The following is a 15,388-nucleotide window of genomic DNA, read 5'->3' as shown; positions in this document are numbered from 1 at the left end:
TGTCGTGACGAACTGTCGTGACAGGCCGTCATCTACCTCTGACCTGCGGCTTTACTGAGGTTGGCCTTACTGGGAGGGTGCGCCGGAGCGACCTAGCATGGCCGCATGCTCCTGTCCCTGTCGCTGACCCACGCCACGGCGGGCTTCGACGTGCTGGAGCGGATGACGGCGGCGTTCGCGAGCCTGCGGACCCCCGATCTGATCGCCGGGGCGATGGAGCGCGGTGAGGTCGCCGGCGCCGTCGTCCTGTCCACGTGCAACCGGCTCGAGGCCTACCTCGACGTCGAGCCCGCGTCGGGCGACGACGTGACCGCCCGCCTCGTCACGGCGCTCGCCTCGCGCACCGGCGAGGACCCGGCCCGGCTGCTCGACTCGGTGGCCGTGCGTTCGGAGTCCGACGCCGTGAACCACCTCTTCTCCGTCGCGTGCGGTCTCGACTCGCTCGTGGTCGGCGAGCCGGAGATCGCCGGCCAGGTGCGACGCGACTACGACGCGGCGCGCGTGGCGGGCTTCACCACCACCGCCCTGGACCAGGCCTTCCAGCGCGCGATGCACGTCTCGCGCGACGTGCGACGCCGCTCCCCCGGCACGAACGACGCCTCGGTGACGCAGCTGGCGCTCGAGCTCGCGGCCGGTCACCTCACCGACCTGCGGACGGCGCGGGTGCTGCTCGTCGGTACGGGCGCGCACGCCCGTACCGCGGTGGCGGCGCTCGCCGGCCGCGGGGTGCACGACGTCGCCGTCTACTCGGCCTCGGGCCGGGCCGAGGCGTTCGCCGCCCGGCACGGCGTCCGGGCGCTCGCGGCCGCGGACACGCTCGCCGACGGGATCGCGCACGCCGACGTCGTCCTGACCTGCACGGGTCGCGTCGCGATCGGCGAGCACGACGTCGCCGCACGGGCCCACGGCCGCCTGCTCGTGATCGACCTCGGGCTGCCGCGCAACGTCGACCCCGCCGTCGGCGCGCTGGTCGGCGTCGACCTCCTCGACCTCGCGACGATCGCCAAGCACGCCCGCCTGCCCGGCCTCACCTCCGACGCCATCTCGTCCGGCCTCGTGGCCGACGCCGTGTCGGAGTTCACCGCCCAGCAGGACGCCTCGAACGCCGTGGTCGCGTTGCGCTCGCACGTCGGCGGGGTGCTCGACGCGGAGATCGCCCGGGCCCGCCGCCGGGCGACGTCCGAGCAGGAGGCCGACCGGATCGAGGAGGCGCTGCGCCACCTCGCCGGGGTCCTGCAGCACACCCCCTCGGTGCGCGCACGCCAGGCGGCGGCCGACGGTCGCGTCACGGAGTTCGAACAGGCGCTCGAGGTGGTCCTCGGCGTCGAGGTGGCCGCGTCCTCCGACCAGCCCCCGCTCCGACGACCGCCACCCCCTCGTCGCGAGAGGTTTGCTGACCCTCCCCGAGAGGTTTGCCGACCCTCGAAGCAACTCCTCGCTCCGCACCCCGGTGGTTCTGGACGCGTCACCCCTATGGTGTCCGCATGCAGACTGCACGCGATCTCGCCGCGGTCATCGCACTGTGGGCCATCGGCTGCGCCTGCGTCGCCCGGTTCACGGGATCCCGGGTCGAGTGGTGGCCCAGCGGAATCGCCATCCTGGCCGTCGCGGCGCTGGTCGTCATCATCCTTCGCGCGCGGTCAGAGCGACGTGGACGACGGGCGCCGGTGAGCGACCGCTCGTGACGGCCCGGCGCGGAATCGAGTCGGTCGCGCGACGGGACCATCACACCGCATCGCTGCGACCGATCCGGGTACGAGAACCGGCGCAGGCGCCGGCCCTGACGTCGGCCACCGCCACCCTCTGACCGCGAGAGCCTCGTCGCCCCTCCCCGAGAGGTTTGCCGACCCTCCGCGAGAGGATCGCCGTCGGACTAGCGCCGCCCGGCCTCGTCGTCGCCCAGGGTGTCGAACACCTCGTTGTAGAGCATCGAGTGCACGCGCTCGACGTGCGGGATGTGGCTGAACTCGAGCGGGTCGTCCGAGGCCGACTCGATGATCAGCGTGCCGGTCCGCAGGATCCGGTCGATCAGGTGGTGGCGGAACTGCACCGTGTTGATCCGGGCCATCGGGATGTCGATCCCCGTTCGCGTCAGGATCCCGGTGCGGAACATGACCCGCCGGTCGGTGATCACGAAGTGCGTCGTCGACCAGCGCAGCATCGGCCACGCGAACAGGACGAGCACACCGACCAGCCACAGCGACCCGACCGCAATGCCGACGGCGGTGGCCGCCGAGTCCGACACGTCCGCCGTCGTGCTCCACCGCCAGGCGAGGATCGCGGCGGTGGTCAGCACGACCAGCGCCAGGAACGGCAGCACCAGCGTCTTCCAGTGCGGGTGCTTGTGCAGGACGAGCTGCTCGTCGGCCGCGAGCGTGTCCTTCGGGTAGCCCATGCGCGGCACCCTATCCAGTCCCGACGGCGAGCGAGGCTCCCGGCATCGTCCTACCCTGGGCGGGCCCCACCCTCCCGTCAGAACGGACGCCGCGATGATCGCCGTCGGACTCGTGCTCATCGGCCTCGCGGCCCTGATCCACGTCTACATCTTCGTGCTCGAGTCGCTCACCTGGACCTCGCCGCGCACGCGTGCGACGTTCGGCACCACGCTCGAGAGCGCGGAGGCGACCCGCGAGATGGCCTTCAACCAGGGCTTCTACAACCTGTTCCTCGCGATCGCGGCCGGGGCGGGCACCGCCCTCGTCGCGGCGGGTCAGGTCACCGTCGGCGCGACGCTCGCGTTCACCGGCGCCGGCTCGATGGTGCTGGCGGGCCTGGTGCTGCTGCTCAGCTCGACCGCCAAGCGCGGCGCCGCGCTGAAGCAGCTCGTGATCCCGCTGCTCGGTACCGTGGCGCTCGCCGTCGGGCTGCTCTGATCCCGGACCCTCACCCGCGCCGCACCTCGTAGACCAGCCGGGCGAACTGGCCCACCGCCTCCGCGGACACCAGTCGGAGCCGGTCCGCGGAGACGCGCCGGGGAAGCAGCGGCGCCCCGCCCGTGAGAGCGACCGGCGCGACCGAGATGGAGATCCGGTCGAGGAGGTCCGCGTCGAGGAACTGACCGGCGAGGTCGCCGCCACCGACCACCCAGACGTCACCGTCTCCCGCCGCCTCGCGGATCGCGGCGATCGCGCCGGCGACCGGGCCGGCGACGAACCGGACGTCCGCGCCGTCGGGCACCGGGAGCTCGCGCGTGGTGAAGACGAAGGTCGGCTTCGCGCCGTGGAACTCCTGCCACTTCTCGGGGTGGGCGAGTAGATCGTTCTCGCGCAGCAGCCACTCGTAGGTGCTGGACCCCTCGACGAGCACGGTCGCGGAGGCCGGGTACAGGGTCTCCTCCGGCACCTCGCCGCCCTCGACCGCGAACAGCCAGGCGAGCGAGTCGTCCTCGTCGGCGAGGTAGCCGTTCAGCGTCGTGGCGGTGTCGAAGAGGATCCGTCCCATGCGCGCGACGCTAGCGGGCGCCGCCGACATCGGCGACGCAGCGGCGTCAGCCCTTCCCGTCGAGCGTCCCGCCCGACTCGCGCAGGTAGCACTGCGCGCACAGCGACTCGTAGGTGACCTCGCCGTCGTGCGCCTGCGGACCGGCGTCGATCGCGACCTGGTCGCCGTCGAACACGAACCGGCCGTCCAGCACGCGCCCGTTGAAGACCGCCTTGCGACCGCAGCGGCAGATCGTCTTGAGCTCCTCGAGGCTGTGCGCGATCTCGAGGAGGCGACGCGAGCCCGGGAACGCCTCGGTGCGGAAGTCGGTGCGGATGCCGTAGGCGAGCACCGGGATGCCGTCGAGGACCGCGATGCGCAGGAGGTCGTTGACCTGGGCAGGGGTGAGGAACTGGGCCTCGTCGACGAGCAGGCACGCCACCGGACGGTCGCCCGCGCACGACCGGAACGCCGCCCGGGAGGAGTCCTCCGGCCCGATCGCGAAGTCGACCTCGCGCGTCACGCCGAGCCTGCTGCTGATGTGGTTCGCCGCCTTGGTGTCGACCGCGGGCTTGGCCAGCAGCACCTGCTGCCCGCGTTCCTCGTAGTTGTAGGCGGCCTGCAGCAGCGCGGTCGACTTGCCGGAGTTCATCGCGCCGTAGCGGAAGTAGAGCTTGGCCACCGGGCGATTCTAGGAGGAGCGACATCGCGAACCGACCCCGTCATCAATCCAAGCGGATAGATCGTGCATCATCAATGCGAAACGCCTGATCCAGCAGCGCCCGGAGATGGCAGGCTGGGAGCATGCTCCCCGACGTCGCCACCCGCCCCGTGCCCACCGTCTGGGCCGGTCACCGGACCTACGCCTCCGGGGCCCTGCTCGTCCCCGCCTCGCGCGAGCAGCTCGCCTCGATCGTGACCTCGGGGACGCCGGTGCGCACGCTCGGGTCCCGCCACTCCTTCACCGACCTCGTGGACTCCCCCGGCGTCCTCGTGGCCCTCGACGGGCTCGGGGAGGAGCCCGTGCTCGACGCCGACGCCCGCACCGTCACCGTGCCCGGGTCGCTCACCTACGGCACCCTCGGCCCGTGGCTGCACGAGCGCGGCTTCGCGCTCGCGGCGATGGCGTCCCTGCCGCACATCAGCGTCGCCGGCGCCGTCTCGACGGCGACCCACGGCTCGGGCGACGGCGCCACCACGCTGGCGGGCGCCGTCGTCGCACTCGAGATCATGGGCGTCGACGGCGAGGTGCGGCGCGTCGCGCGCGGCGACGCCGCCTTCCACGGCTCCGTCGTCGCCCTCGGCGCGCTCGGGCCGGTGCTCACGGTCACCCTCGCGGTCGAGCCGACCTACGACGTCGCGCAGACCGTGATCGACGACGTCGACCTGGCCGCGATCGTGGCGAACCTCGGCGCGGTGCACGCGAGCGCGAGCAGCGTCAGCGTCTTCACGCGCTGGGACGGATCCGCCTCGATCTGGCGCAAGCACCGCACCGACGCCGCCCCGATGGCCGACCTCTCCGGTCTCGGCGGCCGCCTCGCGGACGGCCCCCGCCACCCCATCGCCGGTGAGGACGCCTCCTCCTGCACGGTGCAGGGTGGCGAGACCGGCCCGTGGTGGGCGAGGCTGCCGCACTTCCGGATCGAGAACCGGCCCTCGGCCGGCGCCGAGCTGCAGAGCGAGCACCTCGTGCCGCAGGCGGTCGCCGGGGAGGCCGTCGCCGCCGCCGCGCAGGTGCTGGGGCGCCACCGCGACCTGGTGCTCGTCTCGGAGCTGCGCTCGATGGCGGCGGACGAGCACTGGCTCTCCTCCGCCCACCGCCGCGCAACCGTCGGGATCCACACGACCTGGCGACAGGACGTCACCGCGGTGACGGACGTCGTCGCCGAGCTCGAGGCCGCGCTCGAGCCGTTCGAGCACCGACCGCACTGGGGCAAGGTCATGGCCACCACCGACCTCGCGCGCCGCTACCCGCGCTGGGACGACGCCGTCGCCCTCGTGCACGCGAGCGACCCGGCGGGCGTGTTCGCCGGTCCGTTCACGCGACGCGTCGGGCTCACCGGCGCCTGACTACCCTCGAGCCATGTCCACCACGCCGCACCGCATCTTCGGCACGAGCTTCGCCAGCATCCACCGGCTCTACGTCGCGAAGGTCGAGCGCAAGGGGCGCACGGCCGCCGAGGTCGACGAGGTCGTCCGCTGGCTGACGGGTCACGACGAGGCCGGCCTCGCCGAGGCGATCGCGGACGAGCGCGACCTCGAGACGTTCTTCGCCACGGCTCCGTCGATGAACCCGAACACCGCGCTCATCACCGGCGTGATCTGCGGCATCCGCGTGGAGGAGGTCGAGGACCCGCTCATGCAGCGGATCCGCTGGATGGACAAGCTCGTCGACGAGGTGGCGCGCGGGAAGAAGATGTCCTCGATCCTGCGCGGGAGCGCCTGACGGCCGTCAGGCTGGCGCCGGCCCCGTCGTCGCGCGCAGCACGAGCTCGCCCTCGAGCACCGTGCGCCCCTCGGGCACGAGCGTGCGGGCGGGAGCGTCGATCAGCAGGTCGACGGCGAGCCGCCCCGCCGGCGCGACCTGCAGCGCGATGCTGGAGAGCGGGGGTGCGTGGTGACGGCGATCGTGTCGTCGCAGCCCAGGACGCTCACGTCGCGGGGCACGTCGAGCCCCTGGGCCACCAGCGAGTCCACCACGCCGTGCGCGACGACGTCGTCGAACGCCACCACCGCCGTCACCTCCGCGGCCGCGAGCGAGGGTCCGAGCGCGACCGCCTCGGCGTAGGTGCCGCCGGTCGTCTCCACCAGGACGAGGCGCTCGACGCCTCCCGCCAGCGCCTCCCGCACCGTGCGCAGCCGCTCCTCCTGCGCCCACGCCAGCCGCGGACCACCCACGTAGGCGAAGCGCCGGTGGCCGGCGGTCAGGAGGTGGGCGACGCCGTCGCGCAGCGCCCGGCCCGCGCTCGCGAGCACCCGCGGGGTCCCCGACACGTCCCGGTTGACGAACAGCACGCGCTGGCGCTGGGCGACGAGCGCGACCTCACGCTCCGGCGCCCGCGGACCGACCACCACCAGCCCCTGCACCTGCGGCGCCAGGCGCTGCACGAGCCGCAGCTCGCGCGCGGGGTCGCCGTCGCTGTCCGCGGAGATGACGGCGTAGCCCAGGTCCTCCGCGCGGCGCTGCGCCGCGCGCAGCAGCGGCGGGAAGAACGGGTTGGCGATGTCGGGCACGACGACGCCGATCGTGTGCTGCAGCCCCGTGCTGAGCGCCCGGGCGTGCGCGTTCGGCACGTACCCGAGGGCGGCCGCCGTGCGGGTCACGCGCTCCACGGTCTCGGGTCGCAGCAGGCGGGGCGCCGTGAACGCCCTCGAGACGGTCGACGGCGAGATCCCGAGCTCGCGCGCGATCTCCGTGATCGTCGGGGCGCGCCTCAGCGGACGATCGGACACGCCAGCACCGCCTCCCGCTCGACGATCGCCGCGGCCTCGGGCGCGAACGGCGCCGGCATCGCGTAGTAGCGGTGCGCGTCGGCCACCTCGTACCCGCCCTCGGGCCACGCGCGCGCCGTCGGCAGGTAGCCGGGAGTACCACCCGAGTACCCGGCCACGACGACGGCGCGCACGTCGTCCGCGCGCGCCTCCGCGGCCGCGAGCACACCGGTCGCGACGGCGTCGCCCGTCTCCAGGAACGGCTCGCCCGGCAGGGCGACGAGCACGACGTCGCCCAGGCGGACCGCAGTGACGCCGCCGCGCCAGGGGGCGGGCGCAGCCGCTCCCCGGGCACGCCGGCACCTCGGTCGACGGCGTCGTCCACCGCGGCGAACGGGAGGGCGACGGGCCGGGTCGTCCGGCGCACGGCGTCGCACACCACGGGCCTGGCGTGCGGACCCGCGACCGCGGCCGCCACACGGAGCCCGAGGCGCTCGGCGTCGGCCGCGGTCCGCCCGGGAGCGGGACCGTCCCCGGTCACCAGCGACGCGCTCGCCGCGTGGCCGGTGTTGACGTCGCCGGCGCACCCCGTGAGGAACAGGCACGGCGCGCCGTCGTCGGCCGCCTCGAGCGCGCGCCGGGTGTGACCGATGTAGTCGGCCGAGTGACCGCGGTTGGTCGCGTCCAGCACGACGGGGTGGCACGGGAAGGAGATTAGGCGCGCGTAGACGGCGCCGTCGCGGCGCCGCCAGAGCAGCGAGTGGGCCGGCGCCAGGGGTCGGCCGCCGCGGCGGCGGTCGTGAACGACGCCCGTCACCTCGGACGCCGCGTGCTCGAGCGTGCACGGCGTGGCCGTCGCGCGCGCCGCGCGCACGGCGGCCCTCGCAGCCGCGATCACGACGTCCTCCAGCCCCGGGGCGGTGCTGCCCAGCGCGTCCTGCATCACCCCCGGCGCCGCGTGCGTGTGGGTCGCGTGGACGACGACGTCCCCGGGCGAGTCGGGCGCCACGTCCCGGGCGATCGCCTCGCACGTCGAGCGGTCCAGACCGCACACGTCGAGCGCGAGGATCACGACGTCGTCGAGCACCAGCGCGCGCACGCTCAGCTCGTCCAGCACACCGGTACTGGGGCCCGAGCGCGCCGCGAACCCCGCCATCGGGCTGCCGACGGGCAGCTCCAGCGGCAGGGTCGCGGCACCCACGAGCACCGTCACGGCACGCGCCGCCCCGCGACCCGGACCTCGCGCACGGCGCCGTCGTCCTCCAGCAGCACGACGTCCGCGGGCGCGCCGACGGCGATCTCCGGCGCGATCCCGGCGATCCGGGCCGGCACGGTCGAGACGAGGTCGATCGCGTCCGCCAGCGTGGTCGCGGTCGCCGCGACCACGTGACCGAGCCCGTCCGCGAGCGATCGTGCGGCACCCGCCAGCAGCGGCGACCCCACCGGGGAGAGTCGCCCCTGGGGCGTCAGCTCCACCTCGCCGCCCACCGGTGCCCGGTAGCGGCCAGGCGGGAGACCGGCCATCGCCGTCGCGTCGGAGACCAGGAACGCGCGACCCGGCCCCTTGGCGCGCAGCATCGCCTGCAGCGTGTCGGCCGGCAGGTGGTGCCCGTCCGCGATGAAGCCGCACGTGAGGTCGTCGTGCGCGAGCTGCGCCCAGATGACGTTCGGGTGCCGCGGCAGGGTGGTCGCGACGCCGTTGCCCAGGTGGGTCGACAGGCTCGCCCCGGCCCGGACCGCCTCGCGCACCTGCGCCCCGCTCGCGTGGGTGTGCCCGACGGCGACCCGCACACCCCCGCCACGATCCTGGCGACGTGCGCGGCGGCGTCGGGCGTGTGCGGGGACAGCGTGACGATCCCGACCGGCCCTGCCTCGTGCCAGCGCGCCACCTCGCCGGAGTCCACCGGGCGGATGTGCGCGGTGTCGTGGACCCCGCGCGCGCCGTCGTGGTCGGAGAGGAAGGGGCCCTCGACGTGCGCGAACGGGACGGCGGCAGCCACCTGCGGCGACTCGCGCCGGGCCCGGGCGACGGCGCGCAGAGCCGCCACGATCCGCTCCTCGGGCGCCGTGATGATCGTGGGCACCCAGGAGGTGACACCGATCCGCGCGAGGGTGGCCGTGATCTCGTGCACGGCCGTCAGCGGGTCCTCGCCGTTGACGTCGTGCCCGCCGTAGCCGTTGACCTGCAGGTCCACCATGCCGCGGGCGAGGACGGGGAGGTCGGCGATCTCCTCGCGCGCGGCGGGCGTGCGGCGCTCGACCCCGGTCACGACCCCGTCCGCGACGGCTACCCGCAGCACGTCACCGGTGCGGGCGCAGCGGCCCGTGATCGTGTCGATCCCGCTCACAGCCACCTCACCCGGTCGCGGAACCGCTCGAGGAACCGCGCGTTGGCCTCATCCCCGCCCGGGGCGTTGCCCGAGCGCCACAGCGGCGGGTCGACCCCCGCGGCCACCAGCGCCTCGACCGTCTCCACCAGCAGCCAGTTGAGCGCGAACGCGTTGGCGAAGGTGGAGATCGCACCGGTGCGCTCCGCGGCGCCGTCGACCTCGACGACGGCGTCCCCCACCGGCACCTTGGTGTCGATGTGGAGGTCGACGACGTCGTGCAGGTCGTGACCGCCGGGATGACGCGCCGGGTGGTCCGGGGCGGTCGCCACGGCGTGCTCCCGGCTCGAGACGCCGATCACCGCGACGCCGCGCTCCCGTGCCGTCAGGGCGGCGTCGATCAGCGCGGCGTTGATGCCGTAGGCGTTCACCAGCACGAGGAGGTCGCCCTCCCCCAGCCGGTTGTCCGCGATCACGAGGCGGCCGTAGCCCGGGGTGCGCTCCACGGCCATCGAGCGCAGCGCGCCGTCGGACAGGAGCGTGCCCGAGTCGAGGATGGCTGAGACGTGCATCAACCCACCCGCACGGAAGAACAGCTCCTGGGCGGCGAGGTTGGAGTGCCCCCCGGACCGTAGACGTGCACGAGCCGGTCGGCCAGCACCTGGTCCCGCAGCAGCTCGGCGGCACTCGCGACGGCGTCGCCCTCCTCCTCGAGGATCCGCTCCAGGAGCGAGGTCACCGCGCCCAGGTAGCGGGCGCCCGCACCCGCGCCGCCGCTCACGCGGCCGCCGGGTCGGAGGCGGGGTCCGAGTCCGGGTCCGACGACGGATCCAGGAACAGGTGCACGTCGGGGTGCGTCCGCAGCGCGGTGCCGGGGTGGGCGCCGGAAACCGGCTCGCCGAGCGTCTGGCGCACGGCCTCGCGCTTGGCGGCGGTGGGCACGGAGGCGACGACGGTGCGGGTGTGCAGCAGCCGCGGGATCGTGACGGTGACGGCGTGCGGCGGCACGGCGTCCAGCTCGGGGAAGTGCCCCTCGTCGACCTGCTGCTGCCGCGAGACCTCGTCGAGCTCGACCACCCGCGCGGACAGCGGGTCGGCCAGGTCGGCCGGCGGGTCGTTGAACGCGAGGTGGCCGTTCACGCCCAGGCCGCAGAGCACGACGTCGAACTCCTCCTCGCCCATGGCCTCACGGTAGGCCGCCGCGGCCTCGTCCGCGGGGCGGGTGGCGTCGATGCGGTGGAACCGGCCCATGCCGACGTGGTCGAGCAGGTGGGTGTGCAGCCACGTGCCGAACCCCTGCGGGGCGGCCGGGTCGAGCCCCACGTAGTCGTCCATGTGGAAGGCCTCCACGCGGTCCCACGCGATGCCGTCGGCGCGCACGAGCCAGCGCAGGGTCGCGCTCTGGCTGGGCGCCGCGGCGAGCATCAGGCGGGCACGGCCGCGCTCGGCGACGGCGGTGCGCAGCCGGTCGGCCGCGACGAGCGCGGCCGCCTCGCCGAGCGCGTCGGCGTCGGCCAGGGTGCGGACGTGGAGCGGGTGCGTCGTGGTCGGTGTCAGGGTCATGCGGGTACCTCGTGGTCGGTCTCGGGTCGGGCGGGTGAGGAGGGTGAGGACGGCATGGTGGCGTCCGGTCGGATGCGGCCGAGCAGCGCGAGGGAGCGCGCCACGTGCATCGGGTCCTTGAGCGGCAGGGCGACGACGGCCTCGAGCGGTGCGCCGGTGCGGTCACGGATCTGGGTCCACTCCGCGCCGCCGGCCGCCGGGAAGGTCGCGAGGGTCCAGTGCCGGACGCGGTCGTACCAGCGTTCCAGCCGGCGGGAGCCGCAGTGCTGCGCGAGCAGCGCGGTCGCGTAGAGCGCCTCGGCGTGCACCCACCAGAGCTTGGTGTCCCAGGTGCGCTCGAGGAGCTCGGTGTACCGGTCCTCACCGGTGCGGCGGCCGCGCGGGCGCCCGCCGTCGCGGTCGGTGTAGCGCAGCAGCCCGCCGTGCTCGGGGTCCCACCCCGTCTCGAGCGCCCGCAGGGCGAGGTGCTCGAGGAGCTCGGGGTCGACGGCGATCTCCGGTGCCGTGCGCGCCGCGTGCACGAGCATCCACAGGCACTCGAGCAGGTGCCCGGGCGTCACGTGGCGCGCGAGCAGGGTGTCGTTCTCCGCGGCGTCGTCCGGGCGCATCTCCCACCAGCGGTCGACGCCGAGCAGGCCGTCCGGCCCCACCAGCGTGTCCGCGGAGCGCACGAGGACGGCACGGACCTCGGGCCCGCCGCCGACGTCGCACAGCTCGGCCGCCGCGTGCAGCAGCGACATCGGACCCGCCAGGTCGCGGTAGCCCGGCGGGACGGGGTACGGCTCGGTCGGGGCGGTGCGGTCGTGGATCGCGCGCTCGGCGGCGACGAGCACACGCTCGGCCGTCGCCAGGTGCTCGGTCGCACCCGCGCGGACCGCGCCGGCCAGCCCGAGCACCGCGAACAGGTCGGCGAAGACGCTGCTGTCCAGGCGGCCGCCCTCCTGCGGGACCGGATCGCCGTCGCGGGTCAGGCAGAAGATCGTCGACCCGCCGGGCAGGACGGCGCGCGCCGCCAGGAGGTCCGCGGCGTGGCGGGCTCGCGCCCGCCACACCGCGGCGTCCCCCGTGAGGGCTCCCGCGTCGATCTCGTCGGCGACGAGGGCGCACAGCCACGCCCACCGGCCCTGCGACCAGGTGTAGCGGTCCTCGCTGAGGACCTCGCCGTCGCCGCCGAGACAGGTGCGCACGCCGCCGTGGACGTCGTCTGCGCCGTACCGCTCCCACCACCCCAGGACGTCCTGGTCGAGGTGCTCCCGCACGGTGCGGGACGGGTCCGCGGCGGTCACCGACGCGGCGGCGTCGACCTCGTGGGGGCCCGCCGTCACGCGGTGACCCCGGCGGTCCGCGTCTCGTCGGCGGGCTTCGGCTCGTCCTCACGACCGAGGGCGTCCACGAGCTCGTCGACCTCGGGGCGCACGGACGGGCGGACGAAGCCGTAGACGATGAACACGATGATCGAGCACGTGACGGGCGCCGCCACCGAGATGGTCTGCGCGTTCGCGGTGCCGAGGGCGGCGATCTCGTCGTTCAGCACGTAGCGGTTGACCGCGAAGACCACGAGGCCCACGGCCCAGGAGGTGATCGCGGCGGCCGAGCCGGAGCGGCGGAACGCGGGCAGCAGACCGAGCAGCATCGGGACGGCGATCGGCCCCACGAGCGCCCCGAACCACAGGATCAGCAGACCCAGCACACCCCCGAAGCTGTCGGAGGCGAGCGCGATCCCCATCGACAGGACGATGAACAGGAACGTGGTCAACCGCGCCATGAAGAGCTCGCGCTTCTCCGGGAGGAACGACTTGTCGCGCCGCAGCGTCGGGATGATGTCGCGCACCACGACCGAGGAGATCGCGTTGGCGTCCGAACCGGTCATCGCCATCGTGTGGGCGAACATGCCGGCGAGCACGAGACCGACGAGTCCCGCGGGCAGGAACTCCTGCGCCATCAGGGCGTAGGACTGCTCGGGGTTGTCCAGGTTCGGGAAGAAGATCGGGGCGGCCCACATCGGCACGAACAGCACGAGCGGCCAGACCAGGTACAGCACGCCGGAGTAGAGCATCGACCGGCGGGCCTCGCGGCCGTCCTTCGTCGCGATGAGGCGCATCGCGAGGTTCCAGGTGCCGCCGTTGTAGGACAGCGTCGAGATGATGCAGTAGGCGATGAAGAACCCGATCGTCAGGTCGTTGTTGAACGCCGAGGAGTGCCCCGCCGGGAGCTGGTCCCACATCGTCCACAGCGAGCTGAACCCGTCGAGGTGCACGATCACGATTCCGAACATCGCCACGGCCGCCACGAGCTGGATCACGAACTGGCCGAGGTCGGTCATGACGTCGGCCCAGATCCCGCCGATGGTGCAGTAGATCATCGTGACGCCGCCGACCACGAGGATGCCCCAGATCAGCGGCAGCCCGGCGAAGACCTCGAGCAGGATGGCGCTCGCGACCCACTTGGCCGCGACGTCGAAGATCTTCAGCGCCGCACCCGACCACGCCAGCAGCTGCTCGGTCGGCACGTTGAAGCGCGTGGCGAGGTACTCCAGCGGCGAGATGACGCCGAGGCGCTGCCGCAGGCGCGGCCAGCGGGGCGCGAACAGCCAGGCGCCGACGGCGCAGGCCACCGTGATGCTCAGCGCCCACCACACGTAGACCGCGAAGCCGGTCGTGTAGGCCAGCGCGGCGTAGCCGACGAACACGGCGGCCGAGTAGCCCGACATGTGGTGGGAGATCCCGACCAGCCAGGCGGGCAGCTTGCCGCCCGCGACGTAGAACTCCGAGGCGTCGGTCACCTTCCGCTTCGACCAGATCCCGATGCCGATCATGACCAGCATGTAGAGGCCGATGACGGCCCAGTCCAGAGCTCCCATGTGCGATGCACCTTCCTGTGGGGCGAGTGCTGGGACGCTTGCATGCAAACGTTTGCACGGCAACGTCGGGAGGGTCAGGTCGTCAAGACGTCACGCACTTGTGACACGGGTGAAACGTGCACCGAGGCCCGCCGGGGCCTGGGACCACCCCGGGTACGACGGCGTCGCGCGCCACCACGACGATCGTGCGGACGAGCGCACCCGGGGGCCGACGTCCCACCCGTCGGAGGTCAGGCCGTGGACCTCCGCTGCCGCGTCGGCGTCAGAGGGCGGCCTCGACGAGCTGCCACGTCACCCAGGGGTCCTCCAGCACCATCGCGTGTCCGAGCGAGTCCTCCCGCACGACGTCCCAGCCGGCCGCGACCAGCTGTTCGGGCAACGGATCGGGGACGACGTAGGTCGCATCCCCCGAGAGGACCACCGTGGACCTGGCCTCCTGGCGGGTGGGGCGGTAGGGGTGGAGCGCGACGTCCTGCAGGACGGACAGGGCCATGCCCCTGTCCCAGAGTCCCTGCGCCGCGTTCTCGAGCACCTTCGCCTCGTGGCTGAGGGTGGGAGTGCGCACCCCCTGCCACGGACGGCGGCGAGCAGCGGGATCGACCAGCGCACGCGGCGGACCAGGAACCCGCCGATCCCGGTGTCGGGCAGCGCGAGCCTGAAGCCGGGGTCGAGGTACACCGCACACACGGGTGCGAGCCGGTGCACCGCTCGCGCGACGACGGCGCCGCCCAGGGAGTGCGAGACGACGCCGTGGACGTTCGCCGGGAGCGTCTCGACCAGGTCGTCGGCGAAGTCCTCGACGGAGTAGGTCGGCGCCCGGTCGGAGCGACCGTGACCACGGAGGTCGACGGTGATGACGGTGTACCGACCGGTCGCGACCGCGAGGTCGACGAGGCCGGCCCAGACGGTGCTGTCGTTCGCGAGGCCGTGGATCAGGGCGACCGTCCGGGGGCCCGATCCGTGGTGCTCCGTGTTCAGCTTCATGCGCGGTCTCCTCCGTGGCACGTCGGGCGGATGTCGGTCCGGTCGGCGTTCACCCGCGCTCCCTGACGAGCCGGGGCACACCGAATGTCGTGTGGACGGGATCGGCCACCATCACCGACGCCGGGGCCCCGGCCGTGACTCCCGGCAGACCGGCCGCGGCCACGAGGTCGTCGTCGAGGTGGAGCAGCTCGCCCCCGCGCAGGCCCCACGGCGCGTGGGTGTTCGGCACCCACCACGTGCGGCCGAGGTGCCGGGTGTGCAGGCCGAACCGCGCACTGACGAACACCGAGAGATCGTCCGGCTCGGCGATCACCCGCCCGCGGCGGACGGTGATGCGGGAAACAGCCCCGCGGGGCGACGGCCACCGACGACGGGTGCGGTAGTCCAGGACGTCCCCCTCGCGGTGCAACGACATTCGTGCCCACGTGTACGGGGTCGCGAACGAGAGCCGCGCTCCCAGAGCGACCGCGAGCCGGTTCGTCTCCAGCGAACGGAACACGACGCCGTGCCGCCCGTCGTCGTCGACGGAGTAGAGCCTGACGTTCGTCTCGAGGAAATCCCCGAACCACGGGATCGCCGGGCCACGACCGAGACCCGCCCGGCGCATCACGAACGGGATCAGTCCGACGTACGTCGCGCCGTCGAGGACGTCGGGGCGCGTGCCGGCCGGCATCAGCGGGGCGACCCGCTCGGGGTCGACCGCCCAGTGCACGAAGGTCAGGTCGGCCCACGTCTGGCTCATGATCCAGGGTCCGGTCAGCTGCGGCGCGAAGGGGGTCACGGTCACGCGACCATCATCGCG

The 15,388-nt window shown here is 73.7% G+C and carries 17 protein-coding genes; 4 read left to right on the top strand and 13 right to left on the bottom strand.

Going from position 1 to position 15,388, the window contains the following annotated elements; genetic code table 11:
• The first annotated feature begins 105 nt into the window (after positions 1-105).
• Positions 106-1,671 (top strand): glutamyl-tRNA reductase, encoded by a 1,566-nt coding sequence (locus QQK22_RS05905; RefSeq protein ID WP_284250087.1) that lies wholly within the window; start codon positions 106-108, stop codon positions 1,669-1,671.
• 202 nt (positions 1,672-1,873) lie between these two features.
• Here QQK22_RS05905 and QQK22_RS05900 read toward each other — a convergent pair whose 3' ends face one another.
• Positions 1,874-2,395, bottom strand: coding sequence for a PH domain-containing protein (locus QQK22_RS05900; protein ID WP_284250086.1), 522 nt, complete (start codon positions 2,393-2,395; stop codon positions 1,874-1,876).
• 94 nt (positions 2,396-2,489) lie between these two features.
• Between QQK22_RS05900 and QQK22_RS05895 the strand changes: the two genes are divergently transcribed.
• Positions 2,490-2,873, top strand: coding sequence for a DUF1304 domain-containing protein (locus QQK22_RS05895; RefSeq protein WP_284250085.1), 384 nt, complete (start codon positions 2,490-2,492; stop codon positions 2,871-2,873).
• Between the two features lie 10 nt (positions 2,874-2,883).
• On the opposite strand, the gene QQK22_RS05890 is transcribed toward QQK22_RS05895, so the two are convergent.
• Together QQK22_RS05890 and QQK22_RS05885 are read right to left on the bottom strand one after the other, a co-directional pair.
• Entirely contained in the window at positions 2,884-3,441 is a 558-nt protein-coding gene (locus QQK22_RS05890; protein ID WP_284250084.1) for a dihydrofolate reductase family protein, read from the bottom strand.
• A gap of 46 nt (positions 3,442-3,487) precedes the next feature.
• The gene (locus QQK22_RS05885; RefSeq protein WP_284250083.1) at positions 3,488-4,102 is read right to left on the bottom strand and encodes a thymidine kinase; all 615 of its coding nucleotides are present in this window, start codon (positions 4,100-4,102) and stop codon (positions 3,488-3,490) included.
• A gap of 122 nt (positions 4,103-4,224) precedes the next feature.
• Between QQK22_RS05885 and QQK22_RS05880 the strand changes: the two genes are divergently transcribed.
• Positions 4,225-5,490, top strand: a complete 1,266-nt coding sequence (locus QQK22_RS05880; RefSeq protein ID WP_284250081.1) for an FAD-binding protein — start codon at positions 4,225-4,227, stop codon at positions 5,488-5,490.
• 13 nt (positions 5,491-5,503) lie between these two features.
• Positions 5,504-5,866 (top strand): DUF2200 domain-containing protein, encoded by a 363-nt coding sequence (locus QQK22_RS05875; protein ID WP_284250079.1) that lies wholly within the window; start codon positions 5,504-5,506, stop codon positions 5,864-5,866.
• A 101-nt stretch (positions 5,867-5,967) separates the two neighbouring features.
• Here the strand turns inward: QQK22_RS05875 and QQK22_RS05870 are convergent, their stop codons facing one another.
• The 10 genes from QQK22_RS05870 to QQK22_RS05820 form a co-directional block, all read right to left on the bottom strand.
• Complete coding sequence (locus tag QQK22_RS05870) at positions 5,968-6,873, bottom strand: LacI family DNA-binding transcriptional regulator (RefSeq protein ID WP_284250078.1); 906 nt, start codon at positions 6,871-6,873, stop codon at positions 5,968-5,970.
• The gene (locus QQK22_RS05865; RefSeq protein WP_284250077.1) at positions 6,855-7,139 is read right to left on the bottom strand and encodes a hypothetical protein; all 285 of its coding nucleotides are present in this window, start codon (positions 7,137-7,139) and stop codon (positions 6,855-6,857) included. Before QQK22_RS05865 ends, QQK22_RS05870 begins: the two co-directional genes overlap by 19 nt.
• 922 nt (positions 7,140-8,061) lie before the next feature.
• Positions 8,062-8,643 carry a hypothetical protein gene (locus tag QQK22_RS05860; RefSeq protein WP_284250076.1) on the bottom strand — a complete coding sequence of 194 codons (582 nt, stop codon included), beginning with the start codon at positions 8,641-8,643 and terminating at the stop codon, positions 8,062-8,064.
• A gap of 553 nt (positions 8,644-9,196) precedes the next feature.
• Positions 9,197-9,751 (bottom strand): sugar isomerase domain-containing protein, encoded by a 555-nt coding sequence (locus QQK22_RS05855; RefSeq protein WP_284250075.1) that lies wholly within the window; start codon positions 9,749-9,751, stop codon positions 9,197-9,199.
• Positions 9,751-9,960: an SIS domain-containing protein gene (locus QQK22_RS05850; RefSeq protein ID WP_284250074.1), complete on the bottom strand. Its 210-nt coding sequence runs from the start codon at positions 9,958-9,960 to the stop codon at positions 9,751-9,753. Before QQK22_RS05850 ends, QQK22_RS05855 begins: the two co-directional genes overlap by 1 nt.
• Positions 9,957-10,742 (bottom strand): 6-phosphogluconolactonase, encoded by a 786-nt coding sequence (locus QQK22_RS05845; RefSeq protein WP_284250072.1) that lies wholly within the window; start codon positions 10,740-10,742, stop codon positions 9,957-9,959. Before QQK22_RS05845 ends, QQK22_RS05850 begins: the two co-directional genes overlap by 4 nt.
• Complete coding sequence (locus QQK22_RS05840) at positions 10,739-12,067, bottom strand: AGE family epimerase/isomerase (RefSeq protein ID WP_284250071.1); 1,329 nt, start codon at positions 12,065-12,067, stop codon at positions 10,739-10,741. The genes QQK22_RS05845 and QQK22_RS05840 overlap by 4 nt, the downstream gene beginning before the upstream one ends.
• The gene (locus QQK22_RS05835) at positions 12,064-13,602 is read right to left on the bottom strand and encodes a sodium:solute symporter family protein (RefSeq protein ID WP_284250069.1); all 1,539 of its coding nucleotides are present in this window, start codon (positions 13,600-13,602) and stop codon (positions 12,064-12,066) included. The genes QQK22_RS05840 and QQK22_RS05835 overlap by 4 nt, the downstream gene beginning before the upstream one ends.
• 291 nt (positions 13,603-13,893) lie before the next feature.
• Positions 13,894-14,586, bottom strand: a complete 693-nt coding sequence (locus QQK22_RS18605; RefSeq protein WP_348525515.1) for an alpha/beta fold hydrolase — start codon at positions 14,584-14,586, stop codon at positions 13,894-13,896.
• Between the two features lie 49 nt (positions 14,587-14,635).
• On the bottom strand, positions 14,636-15,373 hold the full coding sequence (locus tag QQK22_RS05820; protein WP_284250067.1) for a YqjF family protein: 738 nt from the start codon (positions 15,371-15,373) through the stop codon (positions 14,636-14,638).
• Between the last annotated feature and the right edge of the window lie 15 nt (positions 15,374-15,388).

The organism is Litorihabitans aurantiacus, from assembly GCF_030161595.1.
Taxonomy (GTDB): Bacteria; Actinomycetota; Actinomycetes; order Actinomycetales; family Beutenbergiaceae; genus Litorihabitans; species Litorihabitans aurantiacus.
Note: the sequence above shows the minus strand (reverse complement) of the source record. Positions and strands in the feature narration are given on the sequence as shown.

Coding starts and splice junctions, on each gene's coding strand:
- QQK22_RS05835 (WP_284250069.1), bottom strand. CDS start 13,602: ATGGGAGCTCTGGACTGGGCCGTCATCGGCCTCTACATGCTGGTCATG.
- QQK22_RS05890 (WP_284250084.1), bottom strand. CDS start 3,441: ATGGGACGGATCCTCTTCGACACCGCCACGACGCTGAACGGCTACCTC.
- QQK22_RS05895 (WP_284250085.1), top strand. CDS start 2,490: ATGATCGCCGTCGGACTCGTGCTCATCGGCCTCGCGGCCCTGATCCAC.
- QQK22_RS18605 (WP_348525515.1), bottom strand. CDS start 14,586: ATGAAGCTGAACACGGAGCACCACGGATCGGGCCCCCGGACGGTCGCC.
- QQK22_RS05900 (WP_284250086.1), bottom strand. CDS start 2,395: ATGGGCTACCCGAAGGACACGCTCGCGGCCGACGAGCAGCTCGTCCTG.
- QQK22_RS05905 (WP_284250087.1), top strand. CDS start 106: ATGCTCCTGTCCCTGTCGCTGACCCACGCCACGGCGGGCTTCGACGTG.
- QQK22_RS05875 (WP_284250079.1), top strand. CDS start 5,504: ATGTCCACCACGCCGCACCGCATCTTCGGCACGAGCTTCGCCAGCATC.
- QQK22_RS05855 (WP_284250075.1), bottom strand. CDS start 9,751: ATGCACGTCTCAGCCATCCTCGACTCGGGCACGCTCCTGTCCGACGGC.
- QQK22_RS05880 (WP_284250081.1), top strand. CDS start 4,225: ATGCTCCCCGACGTCGCCACCCGCCCCGTGCCCACCGTCTGGGCCGGT.
- QQK22_RS05845 (WP_284250072.1), bottom strand. CDS start 10,742: ATGACCCTGACACCGACCACGACGCACCCGCTCCACGTCCGCACCCTG.